General features: G+C 34.0%; 25 protein-coding genes and 1 riboswitch. Of the genes, 14 read left to right on the top strand and 11 right to left on the bottom strand.

From position 1 onward, the window contains the following. Nucleotides 1-1,203: a serine hydrolase domain-containing protein gene (locus ACY191_RS11030; RefSeq protein WP_042739862.1), complete on the top strand. Its 1,203-nt coding sequence runs from the start codon at nt 1-3 to the stop codon at nt 1,201-1,203. A gap of 88 nt (nt 1,204-1,291) precedes the next feature. Here the strand turns inward: ACY191_RS11030 and rihC are convergent, their stop codons facing one another. From rihC to ACY191_RS11000, 6 genes are all read right to left on the bottom strand, one after another. Beyond that, entirely contained in the window at nt 1,292-2,206 is a 915-nt protein-coding gene (gene rihC, locus ACY191_RS11025; RefSeq protein WP_229367106.1) for a ribonucleoside hydrolase RihC, read from the bottom strand. A 142-nt stretch (nt 2,207-2,348) separates the two neighbouring features. Next, nucleotides 2,349-2,639 (bottom strand): cytochrome aa3 quinol oxidase subunit IV, encoded by a 291-nt coding sequence (gene qoxD, locus ACY191_RS11020; protein WP_042739864.1) that lies wholly within the window; start codon nt 2,637-2,639, stop codon nt 2,349-2,351. After that, nucleotides 2,636-3,241: a cytochrome aa3 quinol oxidase subunit III gene (gene qoxC / locus ACY191_RS11015; RefSeq protein WP_042739865.1), complete on the bottom strand. Its 606-nt coding sequence runs from the start codon at nt 3,239-3,241 to the stop codon at nt 2,636-2,638. The genes qoxD and qoxC overlap by 4 nt, the downstream gene beginning before the upstream one ends. Beyond that, nucleotides 3,231-5,219 carry a cytochrome aa3 quinol oxidase subunit I gene (qoxB, locus tag ACY191_RS11010; protein ID WP_107512261.1) on the bottom strand — a complete coding sequence of 663 codons (1,989 nt, stop codon included), beginning with the start codon at nt 5,217-5,219 and terminating at the stop codon, nt 3,231-3,233. The genes qoxC and qoxB overlap by 11 nt, the downstream gene beginning before the upstream one ends. Next, nucleotides 5,219-6,340: a cytochrome aa3 quinol oxidase subunit II gene (gene qoxA, locus ACY191_RS11005; protein ID WP_042739867.1), complete on the bottom strand. Its 1,122-nt coding sequence runs from the start codon at nt 6,338-6,340 to the stop codon at nt 5,219-5,221. The genes qoxB and qoxA overlap by 1 nt, the downstream gene beginning before the upstream one ends. Before the next feature lie 254 nt (nt 6,341-6,594). Beyond that, nucleotides 6,595-6,912, bottom strand: coding sequence for a DUF5011 domain-containing protein (locus ACY191_RS11000; RefSeq protein WP_042739868.1), 318 nt, complete (start codon nt 6,910-6,912; stop codon nt 6,595-6,597). A 242-nt stretch (nt 6,913-7,154) separates the two neighbouring features. Here ACY191_RS11000 and ACY191_RS10995 point away from each other — a divergent pair, with 242 nt between their 5' ends. Continuing rightward, nucleotides 7,155-8,300 carry a globin domain-containing protein gene (locus ACY191_RS10995; protein ID WP_042739869.1) on the top strand — a complete coding sequence of 382 codons (1,146 nt, stop codon included), beginning with the start codon at nt 7,155-7,157 and terminating at the stop codon, nt 8,298-8,300. A gap of 279 nt (nt 8,301-8,579) precedes the next feature. Here the strand turns inward: ACY191_RS10995 and folD are convergent, their stop codons facing one another. Continuing rightward, nucleotides 8,580-9,437: a bifunctional methylenetetrahydrofolate dehydrogenase/methenyltetrahydrofolate cyclohydrolase FolD gene (gene folD, locus ACY191_RS10990; RefSeq protein WP_107527377.1), complete on the bottom strand. Its 858-nt coding sequence runs from the start codon at nt 9,435-9,437 to the stop codon at nt 8,580-8,582. 220 nt (nt 9,438-9,657) lie between these two features. Here folD and purE point away from each other — a divergent pair, with 220 nt between their 5' ends. From purE to purD, 11 genes are read left to right on the top strand one after another with little or no spacing between them, the layout of a single operon-like run. Continuing rightward, nucleotides 9,658-10,140: a 5-(carboxyamino)imidazole ribonucleotide mutase gene (purE, locus tag ACY191_RS10985; RefSeq protein ID WP_107512257.1), complete on the top strand. Its 483-nt coding sequence runs from the start codon at nt 9,658-9,660 to the stop codon at nt 10,138-10,140. Continuing rightward, nucleotides 10,127-11,254: a 5-(carboxyamino)imidazole ribonucleotide synthase gene (purK, locus tag ACY191_RS10980; RefSeq protein WP_042739872.1), complete on the top strand. Its 1,128-nt coding sequence runs from the start codon at nt 10,127-10,129 to the stop codon at nt 11,252-11,254. The genes purE and purK overlap by 14 nt, the downstream gene beginning before the upstream one ends. Further along, nucleotides 11,254-11,955: a phosphoribosylaminoimidazolesuccinocarboxamide synthase gene (purC, locus tag ACY191_RS10975; RefSeq protein WP_229367107.1), complete on the top strand. Its 702-nt coding sequence runs from the start codon at nt 11,254-11,256 to the stop codon at nt 11,953-11,955. The genes purK and purC overlap by 1 nt, the downstream gene beginning before the upstream one ends. A gap of 2 nt (nt 11,956-11,957) precedes the next feature. Then, the gene (purS, locus tag ACY191_RS10970; protein WP_042739874.1) at nt 11,958-12,218 is read left to right on the top strand and encodes a phosphoribosylformylglycinamidine synthase subunit PurS; all 261 of its coding nucleotides are present in this window, start codon (nt 11,958-11,960) and stop codon (nt 12,216-12,218) included. Next, nucleotides 12,218-12,889 carry a phosphoribosylformylglycinamidine synthase subunit PurQ gene (gene purQ / locus ACY191_RS10965; protein ID WP_042739875.1) on the top strand — a complete coding sequence of 224 codons (672 nt, stop codon included), beginning with the start codon at nt 12,218-12,220 and terminating at the stop codon, nt 12,887-12,889. The genes purS and purQ overlap by 1 nt, the downstream gene beginning before the upstream one ends. Then, nucleotides 12,882-15,071 carry a phosphoribosylformylglycinamidine synthase subunit PurL gene (gene purL, locus ACY191_RS10960; protein WP_229367108.1) on the top strand — a complete coding sequence of 730 codons (2,190 nt, stop codon included), beginning with the start codon at nt 12,882-12,884 and terminating at the stop codon, nt 15,069-15,071. The genes purQ and purL overlap by 8 nt, the downstream gene beginning before the upstream one ends. Then, the gene (purF, locus tag ACY191_RS10955) at nt 15,050-16,537 is read left to right on the top strand and encodes an amidophosphoribosyltransferase (protein WP_229367109.1); all 1,488 of its coding nucleotides are present in this window, start codon (nt 15,050-15,052) and stop codon (nt 16,535-16,537) included. The genes purL and purF overlap by 22 nt, the downstream gene beginning before the upstream one ends. Further along, nucleotides 16,530-17,558, top strand: a complete 1,029-nt coding sequence (gene purM, locus ACY191_RS10950) for a phosphoribosylformylglycinamidine cyclo-ligase (RefSeq protein WP_042739878.1) — start codon at nt 16,530-16,532, stop codon at nt 17,556-17,558. Before purF ends, purM begins: the two co-directional genes overlap by 8 nt. Nucleotide 17,559: 1 nt before the next feature. Next, the gene (purN, locus tag ACY191_RS10945; protein WP_107512253.1) at nt 17,560-18,126 is read left to right on the top strand and encodes a phosphoribosylglycinamide formyltransferase; all 567 of its coding nucleotides are present in this window, start codon (nt 17,560-17,562) and stop codon (nt 18,124-18,126) included. Nucleotides 18,127-18,141: 15 nt separating this feature from the next. Then, entirely contained in the window at nt 18,142-19,620 is a 1,479-nt protein-coding gene (gene purH / locus ACY191_RS10940) for a bifunctional phosphoribosylaminoimidazolecarboxamide formyltransferase/IMP cyclohydrolase (RefSeq protein ID WP_229367110.1), read from the top strand. A gap of 20 nt (nt 19,621-19,640) precedes the next feature. Then, nucleotides 19,641-20,879 (top strand): phosphoribosylamine--glycine ligase, encoded by a 1,239-nt coding sequence (purD, locus tag ACY191_RS10935; protein WP_229367111.1) that lies wholly within the window; start codon nt 19,641-19,643, stop codon nt 20,877-20,879. A 697-nt stretch (nt 20,880-21,576) separates the two neighbouring features. On the opposite strand, the gene ACY191_RS10930 is transcribed toward purD, so the two are convergent. The 4 genes from ACY191_RS10930 to graF form a co-directional block, all read right to left on the bottom strand. Further along, nucleotides 21,577-22,383 (bottom strand): energy-coupling factor transporter transmembrane component T family protein, encoded by an 807-nt coding sequence (locus ACY191_RS10930; protein WP_042739882.1) that lies wholly within the window; start codon nt 22,381-22,383, stop codon nt 21,577-21,579. Further along, entirely contained in the window at nt 22,376-23,791 is a 1,416-nt protein-coding gene (locus ACY191_RS10925) for an ABC transporter ATP-binding protein (protein ID WP_229367112.1), read from the bottom strand. The genes ACY191_RS10930 and ACY191_RS10925 overlap by 8 nt, the downstream gene beginning before the upstream one ends. Nucleotides 23,792-23,803: 12 nt before the next feature. Beyond that, nucleotides 23,804-24,379, bottom strand: coding sequence for an ECF transporter S component (locus tag ACY191_RS10920; RefSeq protein ID WP_042739884.1), 576 nt, complete (start codon nt 24,377-24,379; stop codon nt 23,804-23,806). An 89-nt stretch (nt 24,380-24,468) separates the two neighbouring features. Continuing rightward, a riboswitch (TPP riboswitch) is annotated at nt 24,469-24,570 on the bottom strand. A 220-nt stretch (nt 24,571-24,790) separates the two neighbouring features. Next, on the bottom strand, nt 24,791-24,925 hold the full coding sequence (gene graF, locus ACY191_RS10915) for a glycopeptide resistance-associated protein GraF (protein WP_198643875.1): 135 nt from the start codon (nt 24,923-24,925) through the stop codon (nt 24,791-24,793). Nucleotides 24,926-25,188: 263 nt separating this feature from the next. Here graF and auxA point away from each other — a divergent pair, with 263 nt between their 5' ends. Next, entirely contained in the window at nt 25,189-26,490 is a 1,302-nt protein-coding gene (auxA, locus tag ACY191_RS10910) for a lipoteichoic acid stability factor AuxA (RefSeq protein WP_042739885.1), read from the top strand. Nucleotides 26,491-26,612: the final 122 nt, after the last annotated feature.

Below are 26,612 nucleotides of genomic sequence, written 5' to 3'. Positions count from 1 at the left end.
ATGACAACAAGAACAATTATACGTACAATTATTGCAGTTTTTTTGATCACTGGAATTTTCCTAATGGCTTATTACACAAGCATACAGGTATTTCACAACAAAAATGAAACACGCATCACGAATAATCAGCAACAGAATTTAGATAGAAAAAATAATGAATCACATATAACCTTAAAGCTTCCGACAGTTATGAGTAATTCTCCGCAAATTAAGGATATTGATCATTATTTGAGTGAAAATGAATATAACGGAACGGCAACAATATATGAAAATGGCCAATTGAAGTTAAACAAAGGTTACGGTTTGCAAAACTTTACAAAAAATCGGACGAATAAGCCCGACACAATGTATTTAACTGGCTCTGTACAAAAACTAACAACTGGTATAATGATTAAGCAACTTGAAGAAGAACATAAAGTTGATATAAATCAATCTATCGAAACGTATATACCATGGTTTAAAACAGATAAACCAATTACCGTAAAACAGTTAATTTTTCATAAGAGTGGTTTAGCAAAATATAAACCTAACTTAAAATACAAAAAGTTAGATGATGCTGTCACTGCGATCCACAAACAAGGCATAGATGAGGCTTATTATAATAAATATCGTTATAATGATGCGAATTATTTAGTGCTTGCACAAATTATCGAAACGATCACTGGTAAATCTTTCGAGGAGAATTTTGATCAACGTTTGTTAAAACCATTACATTTACAACATACTGCATTCTATAATAATCCAAATTTCAAGTTTAAAATGGCAACGGGTTATAAATTGAATGAAGGTAGTGAGCAACCACATGCACAACGTACGAAATATTTAAATCATTATTATGGTGCTGGTAATCTTTATATGACACCACTAGATATGTGTAAATTAGTCTATGGTTTACAAAACAATCAATTTTTCAATAGCCAAGTGACAGGGCCATTAATTCATGAAAGCTACACAAAGTCGTATCCAATTCCATATAGATATGGTTTTTATACTTTTGCTGATAAGAATAGGATAAATGGTAAGTTTTTTGGACAGACGTTCACAGTATATTTTAATAATCGTTATATCATTGTATTAGGTTCTAACTATGAGACATTTGATTTTAAAAATGAAAATTTATTAGAATATATATACAAAAATATTTTGAATCAGATTGGTACATATAATGAGGTGGGTGTTCCTTATCAAGTGGGCAATCAATAACTTTATGTAAGTATTTATGATGAACCAAAACAAAAGGTTAAGACAATGAGATGAAATTGTCTTAACCTTTTTGTATATGATTAGTATATTAGATGCAATGTTGGAGGGAATCTATAAATAAATTTTTGAAAATTTCAGGATCAATTGATAATACAACAGTACAATTTGGCTGTGGTGATTTAAAATCAGTCACAGTTGCACCTTTAGTTAATTGGCCTGATACTTCTATTTGTACATTTGCTTGAGCTGTTTCAAATTTGTCAGGATGTAATAAATAGAGAATGGTATAAGCATCATAAACGTTTGTACCTTTCTCAAAATCATCGCCACGATAATGTCTGAATAATTGATGTAACATTTTGCCAGTTTGATTTAACTGATTTAATTGATTAACAGTAGCATGACTGAGTGTAGAACTTCTAGCAACATCTAGACCAACCATAGTAATGGGTAGGTTTGAATTAAAGACAATTTGTGCAGCCTCAGGGTCACAGAATATATTAAATTCTGCTAATGGTGTGATATTTCCTCGACCAGCACTGCCGCCCATGAGCACGATTTGACGGATATGTTGTTTTACTTCTGGATATGTAGAGAGTAGTAGTGCAATATTCGTAAGTGGTCCAATAGGTACAAGTGTGGTAGGGGTGTCACTTTGTAACAGTAATGTTTTCATTGCTTCTACAGCATGAACATCACTTATGGCCGATTGATCAATAGCAGGGAAGTCATAACCATTCATGCCAGACTCACCATGGACAACACTTGCATCAACGATATCTGTTAACAATGGATGTGCAGCGCCTTGATAAACCGGTACATCGCTATTGAAAAATTGTTTGAGTTTCAAAGCATTTGCAGTAGTTTTATCAATTCCTACATTTCCATTAACTGTGGTAATCATTTTTACATCTAATTCAGGATGGTTCAGCGCAATGCTAATGGCAGCAGCATCATCTATACCTGGATCAGTATCAATAATAATTGGTAATTTATTAGACATTATAAATAGCCTCCTATAATAAGAATAAAATACTTTGCTTATAATATTATTTTACAATGAAATAAAGAATAAATGTTGTGAAGCACTTTAAATCATAACAATAAAAAAAAGACTTCTCCGAAGAGAAGTCTTTTACTTTGGATTATAAGTGACTTGAGTGTCCACCTTGCATAACCCAGTACGTACCAATAACAGTGATTAAAGTAATGATAATCGCAAATACTACTTTGAATCCTTGGACGTTACCGTCTTTACCTTCAGTTAAGTGCATGAACATTAATAATTGAACAGCTGCTTGAATGAAAGCAAATCCGAAAATAATTGTAATCTTAGCGTTCAATGACATTGAAGTATACAATGTTACGAATATTGCTAAGATAGTTAGAACGATAGAAGCGATAAAGCCTACAGTGTGTTTTACTATTGTATTCATCCGCTATACACCATCCCTATCATATATACGGCAGTGAAGATGAAAATCCACACAACATCTAAAAAGTGCCAGTATAAACTTACTATAAATAATTTAGGAGCATTATCTTTATTTAACCCTCGCATTGCAATTTGGATTAATAAACATGTAATCCAAACAATACCTAATGAAACGTGGGCACCATGTGTTCCTAATAGAATAAAGAAACTAGACCAATAAGAACCAATAGTTGGATTAACACCTTCATGTGCATAGTGAGCAAATTCATAGATTTCAAAACCAACGAACACTACACCAAGCAATACAGTGATAATCATCCAAATCATCATTAGTTTTTGCTTTTCTTGTCTCATGTAGTAAATTGCAATACCACAAGTATAAGAACTAATTAATAACGAGAATGTCATTATTAATACAAGTGGTAATTCAAATAACTCAGTAGTCATTTTACCAGCATAGTCGCCACCATGTTGTAATGTCAGTAAAGCTGCAAATAACGTACCAAATAATGAGAATTCTGCTGTAAGGAAAATCCAAAAGCCAAGTTTATTCAAATTACCTTCATGCGAACGAGAATCTATTGTGTTAGCATCATGACTCATGACTTACAGCCTCCCTTTCTTTTATACGTGCTTCACGTAAACGTTTTTCAGTTTCAGCAACTTCTTCTGCATGGATATGGTAACCATGGTCGACTTGGAAACTGCGGTAAATCATTGTTCCGAAGATACCAATTAAGCAAAGAATTGCTGGAATGATAGTTTCAAATATTAAGAAGAAACCACCAATCGTCATAAAGATACCCATCCATAAACCAACAGCAGTGTTGTTAGGCATATGAATATCTTTGTAATTATGGTTGTCTAAATAATGACGACCGTGTTCTTTCATATCAACAAATGTATCATAGTCATTCCAATCTGGAGTGATTGCGAAGTTGTATTTAGGTGGAATTGCTGATGCAGTAGACCACTCTAAAGTACGACCTAAACCATCCCAGTTATCACCAGTTGCTTCACGTGGTGCTTTGAAGAAACTGTATACGATACTTGCTACTAAGAACATGAAGCCTAATGCCATTAATAGGGCACCGATAGTTGAGATTACGTTTAATAACCACCAACCATCTTCTGGCATATAAGTGTATAAACGACGAGGCATACCATCTAATCCAAGTACGAATTGTGGTAAGAAACAAACGTTAAATCCGATCATGAATAACCAGAAACACCATTTGTTTAATGTCTCATTTAATTTATAACCAGTCATCTTAGGATACCAGAAGATTAAAGCACCAAGACAGGCAAATACAACACCAGTAACTAATGTGTAGTGGAAGTGTGCCACTAAGAAATAAGTATTATGGTATTGATAGTCTGCTGCAGCCATCGCTAACATTACACCAGTAACCCCACCTAATAAGAAGTTAGGGATGAAGGCTAATGAGAATAACATTGGCGATTCAAAACTAATACGACCTTGGTATAAAGTGAACAACCAGTTAAATAGTTTAACACCGGTTGGTATACCAATTAACATTGTTGTAATTGAGAAGAATGAGTTAATCAAAGCACCATTACCCATTGTGAAGAAATGGTGAACCCAAACTAAGAAACTTAAGAATGCAATACCTGCAGTTGCCCACACCATGCTTTGGTGTCCGAATAAACGTTTACGAGCAAATGTAGGAATGATTTCAGAATATATACCAAATGCCGGTAGGATAACGATATATACTTCAGGGTGCCCCCATACCCAGAAGAAGTTAGCCCATAACATTGGCATACCACCGTCAGCAACGGTGAAGAATGCTGTTCCAAAAATTCTGTCTGTAGTGAATAATGCTAAAGCAACTGTTAACACAGGGAATGCCAAGATAACAATCAATGCAGTGATGAAAGTTGTTACAGTGAACATTGGCATTTCCATAAATTTCATTGTAGGTGATTTACATCTAAGTATTGTTACGAAGAAGTTAATACCTGTCATTAATGTTCCGATACCAGAAATCTGGATTGCTATTAGGTAATAGTTAACCCCAGGTCCTGGACTAAATTCTCCGGCAAGTGGAGCATAGTTTGTCCAACCAGCAGCAGGTGATCCACCTACGATAAATGAAAGGTTGAATAAAATCATACCTGCGAAGAATAACCAGAAACTAATACTGTTCAATACAGGGAATGCAACGTCGCGTGCACCAATTTGTAATGGTACAACTACGTTCCATAAACCAAATACGAAAGGCATTGCCATAAAGATAATCATGATAACGCCGTGCGTACTAAAGATTTCGTTATAGTGGTTTGATTCTAAGAATTTATTATCTGGAATTGTTAATTGAGCACGAATAAGTAATGCGTCAATACCACCACGAACGAACATTAATACTGCACAGATTAGGTACATTGCACCAATCTTCTTATGGTCGACAGATGTGAACCATTCTTTGTAAAGATATTTCCATAACTTGAAGTAAGTAATTACTGCGATCACACCGATAACTAAGAATGGCGCACCAATTTGTGCCATTGTAATCATCCAGTTACCATGAACGATCAATTGATCCCATGGAAAATTCATTAATGTCCACCTCCATGCTCTTGATCTTTGTTCTCAATTTTAGATGCTTCTTTATCTTTAGCACCTTTTGAGATTTTTTCCATTTCGTCCATATTATGTGATTCATCTTTCTTGAATTTACCATCATATGGCTCTTTGTTGCCTAAGATCATGGCTTTCATACCATGACGTTCGTAGTTAGCGTTTGTAATCTGTGGTTTACGTGCAGGTTGATCCGGTTTATCTAATATATCCTCTGTAATTTGTTTTTCAGAGTTGAAGTTTGGATCTTTTTGTACGTAATTATAGCGATCATAAGCATAGAAGATATACTCAGGATCTGCAGCAGGGTCAACAAACGCCATGTGCGTACCACTGAAAGTTAAGTTTTTGTTTTCAGTAGTAGGTAAAAGTTGCTTGTCAAATGTATCTTGATCTAATACTTTTTGACTTTGAGCATCTTTAACCCAATCCTTGAATTTACTTTGACTTACTGAGTGAACGTCAAATGTTTGACGAGCGAAACCTTCACCATTGAAGTTTGAGTTACGACCTCTGAACGTACCTTCTTTATCAGCAGTTAACGTCCAGTCCATCGTCATACCAGTCATCGCGTATTTCTGACCACCTAATTGTGGAATCCAGAAACTAGTCATCATATCCATAGATTGGAGTTTAAAGATAACCGGACGATCTTTCGGAATAGTTAAGTGATTAACTGTTTCGATTTTTTCTTCAGGGTAACTAAAGAACCATTTATAACCAGCACTCGTAGCGTAAACAACAAGTGGGTCATCTTCTTTAGCCGGTGGTTTTTCGTATTCGTAAAGTGATTTAACCGTTGGAATGGCTAAAGCAATTACGATAATCACAGGAACAATAAACCAAATTGTTTCAAGTAAAGAGTTGTGGTGCATTTTACCAGATTCTGATGTATTTCCTATTCTGTATTTGAATAAGAACACAGCGAACATGATAAGCACCGCGGCAATAATAACAAGCATGAAGATGATTGAATAGATAATCAAGAACTTCGAGTCACTTGCCATCGGCCCTTTTGGGTTTAAAACTTCTACATTGGAACAGCCACTAAGTAAAATTAGTGAGCCAAAGAGTAGAAGCAAAGACTTAAATTTTGACACTTTTTTGACCTCCTAATACTACAATTGTAGGGCTTACCATCAATTTTAAGATATTACGCAATATTTACAAGTCTTTCTGAGGAAAAAATTATTGTAAAATTAAAACAAGCCCAACAGACTCAAGGTCTGACGGGCTTTTAAAGATTTGTTAAAATTATGTGTACATTTTGTGAAAAGTGCCATATTTTAATATAATGGATAATTTTAGTTGTTTATATAGGTATATTGGAAGCAATTTAACGTAATTTAGTTGATTATTTTACTTCTATATAATGTGTTGATTTTCCAATTGCACCATCTGAATCTTCAACTTTATAAACGACTTTATATTTTCCTGGCTTTGAAGTATCAATATCACCATCTACAGTTATTTTATGTGTCAGGTCGCCATCTTCTTTGTCAAACGCACGGACACCTTTTAATGGTTGATATGCTTCTCCCTTATGTATAATTGTATCTTTTGTACCTTTTAATTCTGGAATAGAGTTATCAGTAGCTTCTGCGCTTAGGTTAGGTGTAACAAGAGTTGCGGAAACACCTAATGCTGATAAAGACTGTAATAATTTGTTCATAACGCTAACCTCCGAATGAAAGCCATTGATTTATTTAACTTAACTATACTGTAATCTACGTTTAAAATCATCATACTATAGTCTTAATATACCGTACGACTTTAAATTTAAATGAAAATTTCAGTTAAAATTTAGTAAATTGAACTTTTTGTGAATTTTATCACGTAAACCTTTCAAATGTAAATTAATTGTATTAAACTAATTTGTGAAATAAAGAATAAATGGCTAGGGGAGTGTCAAGTATGTTAACAGAGAACGAAAAAGCAATTATTAAAGAAACGGTGCCAGTATTACAAGAAAAGGGTACAGAAATCACGTCATTTTTCTACAAAAGAATGTTTAATCAACATCCAGAATTAAAAAATATGTTTAACCAAACGAATCAAAAGAGAGGACTTCAATCCACAGCATTAGCTCAAAGTGTATTAGCTGCTGCATTAAATATTGAAGATTTAACGCGTATTTTACCTGTAGTAAAAGAGATTGCATATAAGCATTGTGCGCTACAAGTACCGCCAGCAGGTTATGATATAGTTGGTGAAAATTTAATTGCTGCAATTGAACATGTGCTAAGTTTGGAAAATGATAATCCAATCGTTCAAACTTGGACAAAAGCTTATGGTGAAATTGCAAATGTGTTTATCTCAGTTGAAAAAGAAATATATGAACAAATGGCATGGAGTGGTTTCAAACCATTCGAACTCATTGATATAGAGCAAGTTACTGACAATATTAAGTTATTTACGATTAAATCAACTGAAATAGATTTAAGTCAATTTGAGCCAGGACAATATATTACGGTTGATGTTGAAAGTGAGAAATTACCATATCGTGCAAAACGTCATTATTCTATTGTAGAAGGTAATGTTGATCAATTAAGTTTTGCTGTTAAAAGAGATGTTACAGAGAATAATGAAGGAGAAGTTTCAACAATTTTACACGATGAGTTCAAAGTTGGTGATATGATTAATTTATCTGCACCAGTTGGTGACTTTACATTAAATCATGTGTCTAAACCACAATTGTTTATCGGTTCAGGAATCGGTGTAACGCCATTAGTTCCAATGTTTAGACACGTTGTATCTAGTCAAGGAACAGCACAATTCATTCAAAACACGAATGATATTGACCAAATTCCATTCCAAGAAAAGCTATCTAAAATTGCAAATAATGAAGATAATGCTAATTATATCATTCACGACAAAAATCAAAATGGTTATATCGATGCTGAATATTTAAAACAGTATTTAACAGATGATACAGAAATTTATGTTTGTGGTGGAACAGAGTTCTTGAAATCCATCATCAGTATATTAAAAGAAATTGGAGTAGCATCAGAGCGTGTACATTTTGAATCATTTATTCCAAAATTAAGTGTTGGTGTATAATTTATATAACGTTAAAACCAAGTTACCCCTTTAAAAATGATATATAGAAGTGACTGGGAGTTAAACCTCAGAATAATGCCACCCCTAAGATTAAATTAATCTCTTGGGGTGGCATTTTTATAGTGAAAACATCATTATTTGTTTAGTACGAATAGGTTATGATGTTCGAAAAGCCAAACACCTGTGTAGCAAATAATAAAAGGAAAAGGCAATTTCTATCACATTCGATAGAAATTGCCTTTTTAACTGGATAAATATCTTAACATCTAGACTATTATCTTACTCAATACCTCTACGTAATTTTTCTGCAATTAATGTATTATTTAATACCATTGTGATTGTCATTGGACCAACGCCACCTGGGACTGGAGTGATTGCACCGGCAATTTCTTTCACTTCATCATATTCGACGTCGCCTTTTAATTTACCATTTTCATCAGGTGTATTTCCGACGTCAATAACAACAGCACCTTCTTTAACATCATCCTTTGTAACGAGACCAGGTCTACCAACGGCACTTACAATAATATCTGCATCTTTTAAATGTTTATGCATGTCTTTTGTTCTTGAATGAAGAATCGTAACAGTCGCATTTTTTTGTAGCAATAATTTTGATACTGGTTGTCCAACAATATGGCTACGTCCAATAATTACTGCTTCTTTACCTTCAATATCGATATCTGCATGATTTAATATTTCCATAATACCTAAAGGTGTACAAGGTACAAAAGTTTGCTCATCGATATAAAGTTTACCAATATTTTCAGGATGGAATCCATCAACGTCTTTTGCTGGGTTGATTGCTTCTAAAACCTTTTGTTCACTCACTTGTTTAGGGAGTGGTACTTGTACTAATATACCACTTACTGTTTCATCTTCGTTTAAGCGTTTAAGTTCTCCAAGAACTTCCGCTTCAGTAGCAGTTTCATCTAAATGGACGATTTCTGAAATCATACCAATTTTTTCTGCGGCTTTCTTTTTAGAATTAACATAACTTTGACTCGCGCCATCATTACCAACAAGAATTACTGATAACTTTGGAGTGAAACCTTTCGCTTGTAATGCTTCGACTTGATCTTTTAGACCTTGTCTATAATCTTTTGCAATTTGTTTTCCATCTAATATTTTTGCGACCATGTAAATATGTCCTCCTCGAATGTTTAAACTTCACTTTACTTCCTTAACTTAACTTTAACATAAAACACAGCATAAATTTCAACCAAAAGACGTAGATTGAGTTATTTTTTTAAAATAAAGTTCGATTTTTGATTGAAAAAGCATAGTTTAGTTGTTATGCTATATCTGTAATATACAACTATTAGCAGTATTATTTCAAATATCTGAAAGGGTGTTCAACTTGAAAGTGGTAGTCATTATGGGTAGTTCTTCTGATTGGGAAACAATGAAAGAGAGTTGCCAAATGTTAGACCAATTTGGAATACCGTACGATAAAAAAGTAGTTTCCGCACATCGTACGCCTCAATTAATGTTTGAATTTTCAAATGAAGCGAGAGCGAATGGTTATGATGTCATTATTGCAGGTGCTGGAGGCGCAGCGCATTTACCAGGAATGGTAGCCTCTATGACAACATTGCCAGTCATTGGTGTGCCTATCGAATCGAAGAGTTTAAAAGGACTGGATTCTTTACTCTCAATCGTGCAAATGCCAGGTGGTATCCCAGTCGCTACAACAGCAATTGGTAAAGCTGGTGCGAAAAATGCCGGAATACTTGCAGCCAGAATGTTAAGTATCGGTAATGAAACAATCCAAAAGAATTTGGAAAATTATGAAAAATCGTTAGTCGAGAAAGTGAGTGAAATGCAGCATGATCTTCAATAAGTTAAAATTCGGCTCAACAATTGGCATCATAGGCGGAGGTCAATTAGGTAAGATGATGGCACAATCCGCACAAAAAATGGGTTATAAAGTTATTGTCTTAGACCCAGATGCTGATTGTCCATGTCAACATGTTGCACATCAATTTATCAATGCAAACTATGATGATTTAGCAGCTTTGGAGTCATTAGGAGAAGCATCAGATGTCATCACTTATGAATTTGAAAATATTTCAGCTAACCAACTACAAACACTAGTCTCAAAATATAACGTTCCTCAAGGTTATGAAGCAATCCAATTGTTACAGGATAGATTAACCGAAAAAGAAACATTACAAAAAGCAAATACTCAAATTGCGCCGTTTGTACAATTAACGGAAAAAAATGACATAACTCAGGCTGTAGCAGAAATTGGTTATCCGTTTATCGTTAAGACACGATTTGGTGGCTATGATGGTAAAGGTCAAATTTTAGTCAGAGATGAAATGGATTTAGAAGAAGCACAAGAACTCATTTCGAATCAAGAATGTGTTGCAGAGAAGTATTTAGATTTGTATAAAGAAGTTTCTTTAACAGTAACAATCGGAAATGACAATCAAATTACTTATTTCCCATTACAAGAAAATGAACATCAAAATCAAATATTATTTAAAACAATTGTTCCTGCACGTGTAGACAAAGAACAGGAAGCGCGTAATGAAGTTAACAAGATAATCGAAAAGATTCATTTTGTTGGTACATTCACAGTAGAGTTCTTTATCGATACAGACAATAAACTCTATGTTAATGAAATTGCGCCAAGACCACATAACTCAGGTCATTATTCAATAGAAGCTTGTGATTATTCGCAATTTGATAGTCATATATTGGCAATTACTGGTCAAAAATTACCTGAGTCTATCGAACTTTTAAAGCCAGCTATTATGATGAATTTATTAGGCAGAGATTTAGATATTTTAGAGGATCAATTTTCAGAACACCCAGAATGGCATGTCCACATATATGGTAAGAACGTACGTAAACCAGATAGAAAGATGGGTCATTTAACCGTACTAACAGATGATATTGAACAACAAGAAGTAGACTTGCTACACAAATTTGAAGGGAGACATCACTAATGTCCTTGTTATATGAAGGAAAAGCGAAACGTATCTATTCAACTGATACAGAAAATGTATTAAGAGTTGAGTATAAAGATGAAGTTACTGCAGGTAACGGTGCCAAAAAAGATCATATCGAAGGTAAAGGTCGTCTGAACAACCAAATCACTTCAAGAATATTTGACTATATTAAAAAAGAAGGAATTGGTAGTCATTTTATTGAACAAATTTCTGAAACAGAACAACTTGTTGAAGCTGTAGAAATAATTCCGTTAGAAGTGGTGGTAAGAAATATTGCAGCTGGATCAATTACAAAGCGTTTAGGCTTTGATAAAGGTCATCTATTTGAGACACCTTTAGTTGAATTCTTCTATAAGAATGATGATTTAAATGATCCGCTTATTACTGAAGATCACATTGGTTTATTAAATCTTGCAAGTGAATCTGAAGTAGAAGTTTTAAAGCAATCTGCTAAAGCCATCAATGCTAAATTAGTACAATTAATGGATGAAATGGGATTGAGATTAGTAGACTTTAAAATCGAATTTGGTAGAACGCAAGACGGACGTGTGATCCTTGCAGATGAAATTTCACCTGATACATGTCGTATTTGGGATAAAAATAGTGATACTAACTTTGACAAAGACGTATATCGTGAAGACACTGGTTCAATTATTGAAACTTATCAAACATTTTTAAATAAACTGGAGGCATTATAATAATGAAAACTATCGAATTACACATCACATTACAACCACAGGTATTAGATACACAAGGGCAAGCTTTAAATCGTGCGGTTCATGATTTAGGTTATAAACAAGTTAATGATATTCGTGTAGGTAAAGTCTTATATATGACAGTAGATGAGGCTACAGATGAAGCGGTTCATAATGTTATTACTACTTTAAGTGAAAAATTATTTGCCAATACAGTTATTGAAGAATATAGCTATAAAGTGTTGGAAGAAGGAGAGAAAGCATAATGAAATTTGCAGTGCTTAAATTTCCAGGCTCTAACTGCGACAGAGATATGTATAATGCAGCTTTAAAAACAGGTGTAGAGGCTGATTACGTTGATTATAGAAATACATCATTAGCTGGATATGACGGCGTACTAATTCCAGGTGGTTTCTCATTCGGTGATTATTTACGTTCAGGTGCAATGGCGAGTGTTGCTCCAATTATTAATGAAGTAAAACGCTTTGCAGATGAAGGTAAGCCAGTGCTAGGAGTTTGTAATGGGTTTCAAATTTTGACAGAAATAGGACTGTTACCAGGCGCTTTATTGCACAATGATTCACATTTGTTTGTAAGCAGAAATGAATCGTTAAAAATTGTTAATAACCAAACACCATTCACTAATTTATACGAAGAAAATGAAGATGTTATTTATCCAGTAGCCCATGGTGAAGGTCACTACTATTGTACTGATGCAATGTATAAAGATTTAGAAGCTAATAATCAAATCATTTTAAAATATAATGAAAATCCTAATGGTTCATATAATGACATTGCAGGAATCGTCAATGAACAAGGTAATGTTTGTGGAATGATGCCTCATCCAGAGCGTGCAATTGAATCAATCTTAGGTACAGATAGTGGCGTAAAATTATTTGAAGCAATGGTAAATAGTTGGAGGGAACAAAATGTCTAAATTTATTGAACCTAGTGCAGAGGAAATTAAGTTAGAAAAACTATATCAAGATATGGGTTTAAGTGATAAAGAATATGATAAAGTGTGTGAAATTCTAGGTCGTGAACCAAATTTTACTGAAATAGGTATTTTTTCTGTAATGTGGAGTGAACATTGTTCGTATAAACATTCGAAACCTTTCTTAACACAATTCCCAACTTCAGGTAGTCATGTATTAATGGGACCAGGTGAAGGTGCAGGCGTAGTTGATATTGGCGATGAACAAGCAGTTGTTTTTAAAGTTGAATCACATAACCATCCTTCAGCAGTCGAACCTTATCAAGGTGCTGCTACTGGTGTTGGTGGTATTATCAGAGACATTGTATCGATAGGTGCAAGACCAATTAATTTACTTAATAGTTTGCGTTTTGGTGAATTATCAGAAAAGCAAAATCGCCGTTTATTACGTGGTGTTGTTGCAGGTATAGGTGGTTATGGTAACTGTATCGGTATTCCAACTACAGCTGGTGAAATTGAATTTGATGATCGTTATGATGGTAATCCTTTAGTAAATGCGATGTGTGTCGGAATTATCGATCACGATATGGTACAAAAAGGTACAGCTAAAGGTGTAGGCAACTCAGTCATCTATGTAGGTTTAAAAACAGGTAGAGATGGTATCCATGGTGCGACATTTGCTTCTGAAGAATTGAGTGAAGATAGTGAGAGTAAACGTCCTTCAGTACAAATCGGTGATCCATTTGTAGGTAAAAAATTAATGGAAGCAACACTAGAAGCAATTACATTTGATGAACTTGTAGGTATTCAAGATATGGGTGCTGCTGGTTTAACTTCTTCATCATCGGAAATGGCGGCCAAAGGTGGAAGCGGCTTACATTTACAACTTGAAAAGGTGCCAACACGTGAACAAGGTATCTCGCCATATGAAATGATGCTTTCTGAAACACAAGAACGTATGTTATTAGTTGTTGAAAAGGGAACGGAAGATAAATTTTTAGAATTATTTGATAAACATGAATTAGATAGTGCAGTTATTGGTGAAGTAACAGATACAGATCGCTTTGTATTGTCTTATGAAGGAGAAGTATATGCTGATATCCCAGTTCAACCACTATCTGATGAAGCGCCAGTATATGTATTAGAAGGTGAAGTACCTGAGTATAATAATGAAAAGAATGACTATAGTAATGTAGACGTTAATCATGTATTTGAGCAGCTGTTACAACATCCAACAATTGCTTCTAAGCGCTATTTATATGAACAATACGATCAACAAGTCGGTGCTAATACAATTGTAAAACCAGGCTTACAAGCTTCTGTTGTGCGTGTTGAGAATACGAAGAAAGCTATTGCATCTACAATTGACGGTGAAGCAAGATATGTATTCAATAACCCATATGAAGGTGGGAAAATGGTCGTTGCAGAAGCGTATCGTAATTTAATTTCGGTGGGTGCAACACCATTAGCTATGACAGACTGTTTAAACTATGGTTCACCTGAAAAGAAAGAAATTTATCAACAATTAGCTGATTCAACTAAAGGTATGGCTGAAGCATGTGAAGTATTAAGTACTCCAGTTGTATCTGGGAATGTGTCATTATATAACGAAACACGAGGCACTTCAATATTCCCAACACCTGTCGTAGGTATGGTTGGATTAATTGAAGACATTGATTTCTTAAATGATTTCACACCAAAAGCGAACGACAAGGTATATTTAGTTGGTGATACAAAGGATGATTTTGGTGGAAGTCAAATAGAGAAATTATTATATAAAGAAGTAAATCATGAATTTGAAGCAATTGATTTATCAGATGAAGTTAAAAAAGGTGAAGCAATTAAATCGGCTATTCGTTCGGGTGTCGCATCTCATGTACAAACAGTTGGTAAAGGTGGATTATTACTAACTTTAGCAAGATTCAGCGCACACTATCGTTTAGGTTTAGATGTGAATGTAAACCTATCAAATGGACAATTATTCAGTGAAACACAAGGTCGATATATTGTAATTGCTAAAGAAGGTCAAACACTTGATATTGATAATGCTGTAGAGATTGGTTCAATTACTGATAATGGCCAATTCAATGTTGCTAATAATGACATAAAGGTATCACGAGAAGTTTCAAATCTCAATGAAATATGGGAAGGAGCTATTCCTAAATGTATGACATCAGTGGATTAAATGAAGAGTGTGGCGTATTCGGTATTTGGAATCACCAAGAAGCGGCACAACTAACATATATGGGATTGCATAGTTTACAACATCGTGGTCAAGAAGGGGCTGGCATCGTTTGTTCCAATGGGGAGAACCTCATTGGTGAACGTGGCCTAGGTCTATTAACAGAAGCAATTTCTGATACTCAATTAGAATCATTTAAATCATATCAACATGCAATTGGACATGTTCGCTATGCTACATCAGGAAATAAAGGAATTGAGAATATTCAACCATTTTTATATCACTTTTATGATATGAGTGTTGGTGTTTGTCATAATGGTAATTTAATAAATGCACAAAGCTTAAGAAGATCTCTAGAGCATCAAGGTTCAATTTTCCATTCGTCATCAGATACAGAAGTAATTATGCATTTAATTCGTCGTAGTAAAGCACCAACATTTGAAGATGCTTTACAAGAAAGTTTAAGAAAAATTAAAGGCGGATTTACTTTTGCATTATTAACTAAGGATGCTTTATATGGCGCTGTTGACCCAAATGCAATTAGACCGCTTGTAGTTGGTAAAATGAAAACAGGTGCATATATAATAGCTAGTGAAACTTGCGCAATTGATGTACTTGGTGCGGAATTTGTTCGAGATATTCATGCAGGAGAATATGTTGTCATTAACGACGATGGTATCAGAGTTGAATCATATACACGACATACAACGACTGCAATTTCAGCAATGGAATACATTTATTTTGCTAGACCAGATTCTACAATTGCAGGAAAAAATGTACATGCAGTAAGAAAGCAATCTGGTAAACAGTTAGCAACAGAGAGCCCAGCACCCAAAGCTGATATGGTCATTGGTGTGCCAAACTCATCTCTATCAGCAGCATCAGGCTATGCTGAAGAAAGTGGTTTACCTTATGAAATGGGCTTAGTTAAGAATCAATATGTTGCAAGAACATTTATTCAACCTACTCAAGAATTACGCGAACAAGGTGTTAGAGTTAAATTATCAGCAGTTAAAGATATTGTTCATGATAAGAATATTGTCTTGGTAGATGATTCAATTGTACGTGGTACAACGAGTAGACGTATCGTTCAAATGTTGAAAGATGCAGGTGCAAACGAAGTTCATGTACGTATCGCATCACCAGAATTTATGTTTCCTAGCTTTTATGGTATTGATGTATCAACAACGGCAGAGTTAATTTCAGCCAATAAATCACCAGAAGAAATTAGAGATTATATTGGTGCAGATTCTTTATCTTATTTAAGTGTTGATGGTCTAATCGATTCTATTGGACTTGATCAAGATGTACCATATAGTGGGTTATGTGTAGAAAGCTTTACAGGTGACTACCCTGCTGGATTATATGACTATGAAGAAAAATATGTAAAGCATTTAAGTGAACGCCAAAAAACATACTTGAAAAATAATAAACAATATTTTGATAAAGAGGGGAATATTCATGTCTAAAGCATACCAACAAGCAGGTGTTGATATAAACGCAGGTTATGAAGCAGTAGAACGTATGTCTAGTCACGTCAAACGAACAATGCGTAAAGAAGTACTTGGAGGACTTGGTGGCTTTGGAGCTACATTTGACCTTTCACAATTAAATATGAAAGCACCTTTACTCGTATCAGGTACAGATGGTGTTGGTACGAAATTAAAATTAGCTATCGATCATAACAAGCATGACACGATTGGTGTGGATGCCGTTGCAATGTGTGTCAATGATATTTTAACAACAGGTGCCGAACCACTTTATTTTCTAGATTATATTGCAACAAACAAAGTGGTACCGGAAGTTATTGAACAAATTGTTAAAGGCGTTAGTGACGGATGTGAGGAAACAAACACTGCACTTATTGGTGGTGAAACTGCTGAAATGGGTGAAATGTATCACGAAGGTGAGTATGATTTAGCTGGATTTGCTGTAGGTGCTGTTGAAAAGGACGAATATATTGATGGCAGTAATGTTAAACCTGGTCAAGTGATTATTGGTCTAGAGTCTAGTGGTATCCATTCAAATGGCTATAGCTTAGTTAGGAACCTTATTAAAAAATCAAACGTTGATTTACAAGAAAAATTTGACGCTCAACGTACTTATTTAGAAACATTTTTAGAGCCGACACGTCTCTATGTAAAACCAGTTCTTGCTGTAAAGGAAGCTATTCAAATTAATGCGATGACACATATCACTGGTGGTGGTTTCTATGAAAATATTCCTAGAGCATTGCCTGAAGGTGTTACTGCAAAAGTAGATACAACTTCATTCCCAACATTACCGATATTTAATTGGTTGCAACAACAAGGCGAAATCGAAACAGCTGAAATGTATAATGTTTTTAATATGGGTATCGGATTTACAATTATCGTTGAAGCACAAGATGCCGATAAAGCATTAGCAATATTAAAAGAGCATGATGTTAAAGCATATAAAATTGGTGAAATTGTTGAAGGCACAGAGCCGATTCAATTAACGGGGGTATAAAATGACCAAAATAGCAATTTTCGCGTCTGGTTCTGGAAGTAATTTTGAAAGTATAATGACAGAAATTGAAGCAGGTCGTTTATCTCATATTGAAGTGACAGCATTATATACAGATCAAGTGAGTGCTTATTGTATAGAACGCGCTAGAAAATTTAATCTCGATGTGCATATTAATGAGCTGAAAAACTTTGATTCTAAAGCTGATTATGAACGTAAAATAATAGAGTGGTTAACCGCTGAAAAAGTAGAATGGATTGTACTGGCCGGTTATATGAAATTAATCGGTGAGCATATTTTAAATGCTTATGATCGACGTATATTGAATATCCATCCTTCTTTATTACCGAAGTTTAAAGGTAAAGACGCTATTGGACAAGCATTCGACAGTGGTGAAACAGTTACTGGTACTACGGTGCATTACGTTGATAGTGGTATGGATACTGGTGAGATTATAGAACAACGTTCTTGTAAGATTTATCCAGATGATACAAAAGAACAATTGGAAGAGCGAATCAAGGAAATAGAACATCAACTTTATCCAGAAGTTATTGCAAAAATTATTCAATAAGAGGTGCCAATAATAATGAAAAAAGCAATTTTAAGTGTTTCAAATAAAAGTGGAATTGTGCCGTTCGCGCAATCTTTAACAGAACTAGGTTATGAATTATATTCTACTGGTGGTACAAAAAAAGCTTTAGTTGAAGCGGATGTACCAGTTAAATCAATTTCAGACTTAACACAATTCGAGGAAATTATGGATGGTCGAGTTAAAACATTACACCCTTCAGTACATGGTGGTATATTAGCTGATCGAAATAAACCCGAGCATTTAGAGCAATTAAAGGAACAGCAAATTGATTTAATCGATATGGTAGTCGTTAATTTATATCCATTTAAAGAAACAGTTGCGAACCCAGATGTAACAGAAAGTGATGCAATCGAAAATATTGATATCGGTGGTCCTACAATGCTACGTGCTGCCGCAAAGAACTTTAAACATGTAACAACGATTGTTCATCCTGCAGATTACAATGAAGTAATTGATAGAATTAAAAATGATCAATTAGATGAAACTTATCGCAAATCATTAATGGTTAAAGTATTTGATCATACAAACGAGTACGATGCAGCGATTGTTGAATTTTTCAAAAATAGTAAAGAAACATTGCGCTATGGTGAAAACCCTCAACAAACAGCATCATTTGTACGTACTTCAAATGCAGCACATACATTAGCTGGTGCAAAACAATTACACGGTAAACAATTAAGCTACAATAACATTAAAGATGCAGATGCAGCATTAGCATTAGTGAAACAATTTGAACAACCAGCAGCAGTTGCAGTTAAACATATGAACCCTTGTGGTGTAGGTGTAGCTGATACGATTGAACAAGCTTATCAACACGCATTTGAAGCTGATGACCAATCAATATTTGGTGGGATTGTTGCCTTAAACAGAGCTGTAGACACTAAATTAGCAGAATCATTACATGGTATTTTCTTAGAAGTCATTATTGCACCGAAGTTTACTCAAGATGCATTAGATGTTTTAAGTAAAAAGAAAAATATTCGTTTGTTAGAAATTGATATGACTATTGATAACAGTGAACAAGAAATCGTTTCAGTGTCGGGTGGTTATTTAGTTCAAGATAAAGATAATGTTGTATCTAAACGTGAAGATATGACAGTCGTTACGGACGTTGAACCAACAGAAGCACAATGGGATGCAATGTTACTGGGATGGAAAGTAGTAGCATCAGTTAAGAGTAATGCAGTTATTTTAAGTAACACTAAACAAACAGTAGGTATTGGTGCAGGCCAAATGAATCGTGTAGGTTCAGCGAAGATTGCAATTGAACGTGCGATTGAAATCAATGATGATGTTGTAATGGTGTCTGATGGTTTCTTCCCAATGGATGATACTGTTGAATTAGCTGCACAACACGGTATTAAAGCTATAATTCAACCAGGTGGTTCAATTAAAGATCAAGATTCAATTGATATGGCCAATAAACACGGTATTGCAATGGTAACTACAGGTGTAAGACACTTTAAACATTAATTTATGGAGGCAATAACATTATGAAAGTACTTGTCGTAGGTGGAGGCGGAAGAGAGCATGTCTTAGCACATAAATTAAATCAGTCACCACTCGTAAAAGAAATTTTTGCAATTCCAGGTAACGATGCAATGACTGCAGTCGCAGAGGTTCATAGTGAAATTGCAGAAACAAATCATGAAGCTATTGTGGCATTTGCTAAAGACCATCAAATCAACTGGGTAATCATAGGTCCAGAACAACCATTGACTGAAGGTTTAGCAGATAAGTTACACAGTGAAGATATCAAGGTGTTTGGACCAAATCAAGCTGCGGCTCAAATTGAAGGTTCTAAATTGTTCGCCAAACAATTAATGGCGAAATATGATATTCCAACTGCAGAATATAAAGAAATTACTAACAAGCAAAGCGCTATAGATTATATCCAAACTTGTGAATATCCAGTCGTTTTGAAAAAAGATGGTTTAGCAGCTGGTAAAGGTGTTATTATTGCCAATAATTATGATGAAGCTTTGGTTGGAATTGAGGAACTTTATCCTGAAGAAGAAGGTATTGTTGTCTTTGAACAGTTTTTAGAAGGTGAAGAATTTTCACTCATGACCTTTGTTAATGGTGATTATGCTGTACCATTTGATTGCATCGCTCAAGATCATAAGCGAGCTTATGACAATGATCAAGGACCTAATACGGGTGGTATGGGTGCATATTGTCCGGTACCGCATATTGGTCAAGATATCTTACAACAAACAAATGATACAATTGCGCAACCGATTGCTAATGCACTTGTTAAAGAAGGGTATCAGTTTTTTGGAGTGTTATATATTGGTGCCATCATTACTGCAGAAGGGCCTAAGGTGATTGAGTTTAATGCACGCTTTGGTGATCCTGAAGCACAGGTCCTATTAACGCGTATGGAAAGTGACTTAATGCAACATATCATTGATTTAGATAATAAACAGCCATTGCATTTTAAGTGGAAAGAAGATGCGGTGGTAGGTGTTATGTTGGCATCTAAGGGGTACCCAGGTAGTTATGATAAGGGCGAGAAGGTTTCTGGCTTTAGTCTTGATGGAAGTTATTTTGTTAGTGGATTGAAGAAAGAAGATAATGCGTTTGTGACTTCTGGAGGTCGTGTGATTTTGGCACTGGGCGAAGGTGTTGATATTGCGACTGCAAAATCAAATGCCTATAAAGCAGTTGACCAAATTGAAAGTGATGCACTATTTTATCGTACTGATATTAGTGATAAGGCGATGAAATAAATATTTATATGTGATAAGAAACGGATGATATATTCATCCGTTTTTTTATTATAGGAAAAAGAAACTGGTACATAAATACCTAGCATTAAGCCCATCAAAGATCAAAATCTTTGATGGGCTTGTTATTTATATCAATACATCGTATTGTTATTGCTCGCTTACCTAGGGGATATGGGTCGAGACTTGATCTCTACACCCAACAACACCCAACTACACCCTCAAGAGTGTCGCAAACAATAAGAAATTCATATCTGTTATTACTACAAAAACAAGACACTTTCGTATAATTTAATAAACAGCACTAAATTAAATGAACGAGGGTCATGTGTATAAAAATTCAAACATGTCTTAATTAACTCTGCCAAATGAAAGACGACCACATGAAAAATGGACAACTCAAAGCGGGATATAATTTATAAATAGCCACAAACTTTTTAATACTTTGTAATTGGGATTTAGGGTCTGGTTTATTGAAGTGCTTGGTTGGCACACTTTCCACAGGTGTAATCTCAGCCTGTAGCCTTCGGTTTGAGCTGATACTGTAAGAGTCTGCCAAGCCACAACCAAGTATGGTCATAGGAAATTTCACAATATTTTAAAGTACAAAAAAGCAATTGTCTTCCTATTTAATAAAGACAATTGCTTTTAGTATGATACGGTATTTAATATTGGTTAAATTGAAATGAAAATTTTGAGATTAATAAATATTTGTTATTCGAATATCTTGAATACCAGTAATTGGTAATAATACTGATAAAAAATAAGCGCAAACTGCAATTAGGATAATTATTATGACAAAGAGAATATCTTTATAAGAAAACGGGGCGTAATAATAGTAAGTACGTTTTCCGTCTTTAAAGCCCTTTTTCTCCATGGCAACTGATAGTTGATGTGCTTTTCGAATATTTTGACTTAATAATGGGATAATTAAATGTTTCATCCGTTTTAAACCACTGTAATTGCTTCGGTCTATCATTTGATAGCGCATCTTCACTGATTTTCTTAGCTCGATTAAAGAGCTAAACATAAGCGGAACCATACGAATTGCAGCCATAAATGCATAGGCAACTTTAGGTTTGACCTTTAAATGTTGCATGAGACTGTAAAAAATCATAACAATTTGTGAAGTGAAAGCAATAAGAATACCGAAAAATGCAACAGTTGAAGTACGCATTGCCAAATGCAACCCTCTATATAAACTTTCAGTTGTGATATGAATGAAACCTAGTTTAAACAGTGTATGTGTACCATCACCATAGAAAATCATAAATAAGGCGGAAATGATACTAAAGATGACTGTGAAAAATACAAAAGGTAACGTGATCTTAAATTTTATACCGTTAAATATGAGCATAAATATTAAGATTAATGACATAAAGTAAACCATATAATCAAATTCATGTATTAATATAACGAAGAAAAATAACAATACACCAAGTAATAACTTCGTGATGATATTAACATCGTCTACGAAGGACTGTTTCTTCTTCCATTGATCAAACATTAATATCACCTATTTCTTCTATTAAGAATTGATTTTCAACATTAAACTTTCGAGTAGCATATCGTGAGATTATCTCGTTATCATGTGTGACCATTATAATTGTTTGGCCCGATTGAACACGCTTTTGGAATAGTTTAATTAAATTAAATGTATTATGGCTATCTAGTCCAAATGTAGGTTCATCTAACAAGATGAATCTTGAAGATGAACTTAGCGCTATTGCTACACTTAAGCGTCTTTTCTGACCAATAGAAAGTTCGAAAGGGTGCTGCGTTTGTACAGAATTGAGTTGTAATGTTGTTAACATATTTTCAGTTTCTTGTTTGGCTTGTTCAACCGTGTTTTGTTTATTTTTAAATTGAATATAAATTTCATCATATACTGAGTTTGTAATAAATTGAGATTCAGGATTCTGATAAACTAAGTACATGTGTTGCGCAGCTTGCTTAATTTTTGTGATTTTTTTGTTATCTATGAATAAGTCACCTGAATATTTCAGGAGTTGCATCATCGATTCGAGTAATGTCGTTTTACCCGTTCCATTACGTCCTGTTATGGTAATCCATTCACCTGATTTAATTGATAATTCAGGGATTTGTAATAACCGTCTTTTTCCACGTTGTATCGTAATATCTTGGAAATTTACAACGCTCTGAGTTGTAAAGTGCTGTGAGTGTTTATTTAAAGGCTTTGGTGCGTAATCCCATGCATGTGGATGCCAGACACCATATTCGGATAATAGTGACTCATAGTGCTTTAAAATGATTTCAGGTGTCTCATCGGCAATGATTTCACCATCATAATTGAAGAGTATGACACGATCAATGTGTTGCCATATATGCGCTACTTTATGTTCGACAATAATCACTGTTTTGTTATCCCATATTTGTTTGATTTTTTGCCATAAATCTTCAGTGGCATAAACATCCAACATTGCTGTAGGTTCATCTAAGAAAAGTGTGTTTGTTTCTTGTAAAATAGTCTCGGCTATCGCTAGTTTTTGTTTCATACCACCACTCAATTGATTGATGTATTGATTTTTATCAACGTCTAAATCAACTGCAGCCAAAGCATTGTCGATACGTTCATCCATTTCTTCTCTAGGAACTTGTAAATTTTCCATTACAAATGCCAATTCTTCATATACTTTAGGCATACAAAATTGTGTATCTGGATCTTGGAAAATGACCCCACAATCTTTGTCTATATGAAGGTCGTCATATTTCATTGGAAGGTCTACTAATTCTGGTACAATACCACTTAACACATTGAGTAAAGTACTTTTACCTGAACCAGATGGCCCAAGTAAAAGTACCTTTTCTTTACTATTTATATTTAAGTTTAAATTATTGAATATTTTTTTATCTGCATTTGGATATTTTAATCGTAAATTTTTTATGGATATCAATATTGTGACTCCTTATAGATTGTCGTAGTCATGTTTCGTAGCTGGTCTAAATAATTTTGTAACACCAGTTTGGTCGAGGGCTCTGACGATATAATAGGAAAGGAGTCCAGCTACAACAATTCCACTAATTACTCTACAACCTATATATAAAGCTAAGTTCCAACCTGCAATCTCTCCTAAATAACCATATGCAAAATCAATTGGTAGCGTTGCAATTGCAGTTAAGAATCCTGCTAACATTGCTACCATTGCACTACGTGATTTATATCTAAAAATTAAAAAGATAATTTCACAGGCTAAGCCTTGAACTAATGCATAAATCATTGTAGCAATGTCGAAACGTCCCATAATAATTGTTTCTCCTGCACCTGCAGCAAATTCAGCAAGTAAGGCAATACCTGCCTTTGGAATGATGAGATAAGCAACTACGGCCGCCATAAACCAAGCGCCATACGTTAATTCTTCAAGATGCAAACCTGTAATTTGAACTGCCTTATAAACAAAGTTCCAGAGATTATAAATCACTGCAAATACCACTGCAATCAATACAGTAACAAGTATTTCAGATAGTTTTAAACCTTTTGACATAATACTTTCCTCCCAAATAAAAAAACGCACAACCTTCTAGAAAAAGTGCGCGCTTAGATATTGGCATACAGATACTCAAATAAATTATTCAGTATCGCAATACACTTTCCTACGCTAGTTTAATCTAGATCAGGTTCAAAGGGTTTGAGGGTATACCTCATCTCAGTCACAAAACACCCCTAGTGCGAATGTTATATTTAAATTTAATTATAATGTATGACTTTTTCAATATTATGTCAAGGTTACTTTTTTAATAAAAGGGTAAATAACAAGTTAATAAATCGTATGAATTGGTGTTTGTATAGCTGAAGTTTTGGTGTTAAATAGGGTTGATAGACATATAAATAGGGTGATGCATAAAGCATCACCCTAAATCTTTATAATGTTTGACATTATAAACGTTTATTTAAATTAATCCAATGTGTCTTGAATATTCTTTTTAGTTTCCTCTACATCATCTGATGATGACTCTTTTTGTTCTTTTAATTTTTCTTCTGCTTCTTTTGCTTGTTCAGCAGCTTTTTTGTTTAATTCTTCTTTACTCATATGTGACACTCCTTATTGATGTTTGATTATATAGATGGTATACCACATAATATTAACTATAAACATAGCTTGATTGTGCTGTGTTTTACATTAAATTTTAAAACAAAAAATAAAATTAACGAATTTAATGAAATAATTGTTTAATATCATTAGTAATGTGGAATTTTGACAATACAACTAATCTATCATACTAAAGACTTATTTATTAGATTATTAAAGACAAGAACTAAATGTTCATATATAATAACTTTGAGGTGAATGGTATGTCTTTTATAAAGAAACACGCCGAGATACTATATAGCTATATCATAGGCATCGTTTCGCTTTTCACAGGTCTCATCATTTTGGTTAATTTACCTTTAATTCATAAATTGAATGGTAAAGGTAAACCAGAGTTACATATCCATAATGTATGGGATTTTATTAATGCTTTTTTCAGTGAAATAATTAGGGTGATGAGTAACTATATAGGGAACTTCCCAATAGTAAGCGCCATAATCATTATTTTATTTGGTGTCGTTGTCCTATTATTAGGTATGACACTGTATAGAACGACAGGTTATGACTATGATATTTCAATCTTCTTTTTAGTTATTGGAATTTTATTTTTCTTAATTACACTAATTTTAATGACGCAAGTTTATAGTTTCTTTGCTATTATTTTTGTCATTCCTTTTGCTGTGCATATTGGTTACATTGTGTATAAGGATGAGTTAAATAAGCATCATAGAAAGTACCATTATTTATGGATTATTTTCACATATGGTATTAGTTATTTATTAACGCAAATCGTGCTTTATGGCAGAATTGATAGTGACGAGATTGTCCCAGTTGATATTCTTAGTGTTAACACATTTTTCTTAATAATGTGGTTGTTAGGTCAAATGGCAATTTGGAACTTCTTATTCTTGAGAAGATCACTGCCTTTAACTAAAGAGGAATTGGGTGAGGAAGCCCCAGAGCTTTCTAGAGCTAGTAAAGACTCGGTATCAAATCAAACTAAAGAACATTGGAAAAATTTACAAGACAAAACTACAGAATTTACACGTAAAACAAGAAGAAGTGTGGATATTCAAAAGGCTAGAGAAAAGAAAGATAAGTTTATCGAAAAATGGAAGAATAAAATTGATATTCAAGAGGATGATGTTCCAAATTGGATGAAGAAACCAAAATGGTTAAAGCGCGCATATGTAGAACTTATATGTGGTGCGGTATTACTATTCTTTACATTAATTGAATTCAATAATAGAAATTCATTATTTGTGTCAGGAGACTGGGAAATTTCACAGACGCAATATGTAATTGAATGGGTAACATTGTTCTTACTAATGATTATTATTATTGTATATATTTTAACGACACTTACAAATTTCTTACGCGGCAGATTCTATTATCTTCAATTGTTTATGGTAAGCATATTATTCTTTAAATTGTTAACAGAATTTGTAAATATTATGGTTCATGGATTGTTATTATCAATATTCATTACACCGATTTTATTTATCATGTTAATAGCAGTCATTGTTGCGTTTACGATTAAGTTACGACAACCTGCAAATGATTAAAGTATGATGTGAGTAGACGTTACCTATCTTCCTATATGATTTAGGAAGGTAGGTTTTTTTATGTATTTAAGTAAAGTTGAGTAACGGTATCTGACATTACTAAAAAGTACTGATATAATTAG

The organism is Staphylococcus sp. TCBT05 (assembly GCF_055179755.1).
This window is presented reverse-complemented; position numbering and strand designations above follow the sequence as displayed.

Coding starts and splice junctions, on each gene's coding strand:
- ACY191_RS11030 (WP_042739862.1), top strand. CDS start 1: ATGACAACAAGAACAATTATACGTACAATTATTGCAGTTTTTTTGATC.
- rihC (WP_229367106.1), bottom strand. CDS start 2,206: ATGTCTAATAAATTACCAATTATTATTGATACTGATCCAGGTATAGAT.
- qoxD (WP_042739864.1), bottom strand. CDS start 2,639: ATGAATACAATAGTAAAACACACTGTAGGCTTTATCGCTTCTATCGTT.
- qoxC (WP_042739865.1), bottom strand. CDS start 3,241: ATGAGTCATGATGCTAACACAATAGATTCTCGTTCGCATGAAGGTAAT.
- qoxB (WP_107512261.1), bottom strand. CDS start 5,219: ATGAATTTTCCATGGGATCAATTGATCGTTCATGGTAACTGGATGATT.
- ACY191_RS11000 (WP_042739868.1), bottom strand. CDS start 6,912: ATGAACAAATTATTACAGTCTTTATCAGCATTAGGTGTTTCCGCAACT.
- ACY191_RS10995 (WP_042739869.1), top strand. CDS start 7,155: ATGTTAACAGAGAACGAAAAAGCAATTATTAAAGAAACGGTGCCAGTA.
- folD (WP_107527377.1), bottom strand. CDS start 9,437: ATGGTCGCAAAAATATTAGATGGAAAACAAATTGCAAAAGATTATAGA.
- purK (WP_042739872.1), top strand. CDS start 10,127: ATGATCTTCAATAAGTTAAAATTCGGCTCAACAATTGGCATCATAGGC.
- purC (WP_229367107.1), top strand. CDS start 11,254: ATGTCCTTGTTATATGAAGGAAAAGCGAAACGTATCTATTCAACTGAT.
- purS (WP_042739874.1), top strand. CDS start 11,958: ATGAAAACTATCGAATTACACATCACATTACAACCACAGGTATTAGAT.
- purQ (WP_042739875.1), top strand. CDS start 12,218: ATGAAATTTGCAGTGCTTAAATTTCCAGGCTCTAACTGCGACAGAGAT.
- purL (WP_229367108.1), top strand. CDS start 12,882: ATGTCTAAATTTATTGAACCTAGTGCAGAGGAAATTAAGTTAGAAAAA.
- purF (WP_229367109.1), top strand. CDS start 15,050: ATGTATGACATCAGTGGATTAAATGAAGAGTGTGGCGTATTCGGTATT.
- purM (WP_042739878.1), top strand. CDS start 16,530: ATGTCTAAAGCATACCAACAAGCAGGTGTTGATATAAACGCAGGTTAT.
- purN (WP_107512253.1), top strand. CDS start 17,560: ATGACCAAAATAGCAATTTTCGCGTCTGGTTCTGGAAGTAATTTTGAA.
- purH (WP_229367110.1), top strand. CDS start 18,142: ATGAAAAAAGCAATTTTAAGTGTTTCAAATAAAAGTGGAATTGTGCCG.
- purD (WP_229367111.1), top strand. CDS start 19,641: ATGAAAGTACTTGTCGTAGGTGGAGGCGGAAGAGAGCATGTCTTAGCA.
- ACY191_RS10930 (WP_042739882.1), bottom strand. CDS start 22,383: ATGTTTGATCAATGGAAGAAGAAACAGTCCTTCGTAGACGATGTTAAT.
- ACY191_RS10920 (WP_042739884.1), bottom strand. CDS start 24,379: ATGTCAAAAGGTTTAAAACTATCTGAAATACTTGTTACTGTATTGATT.
- graF (WP_198643875.1), bottom strand. CDS start 24,925: ATGAGTAAAGAAGAATTAAACAAAAAAGCTGCTGAACAAGCAAAAGAA.
- auxA (WP_042739885.1), top strand. CDS start 25,189: ATGTCTTTTATAAAGAAACACGCCGAGATACTATATAGCTATATCATA.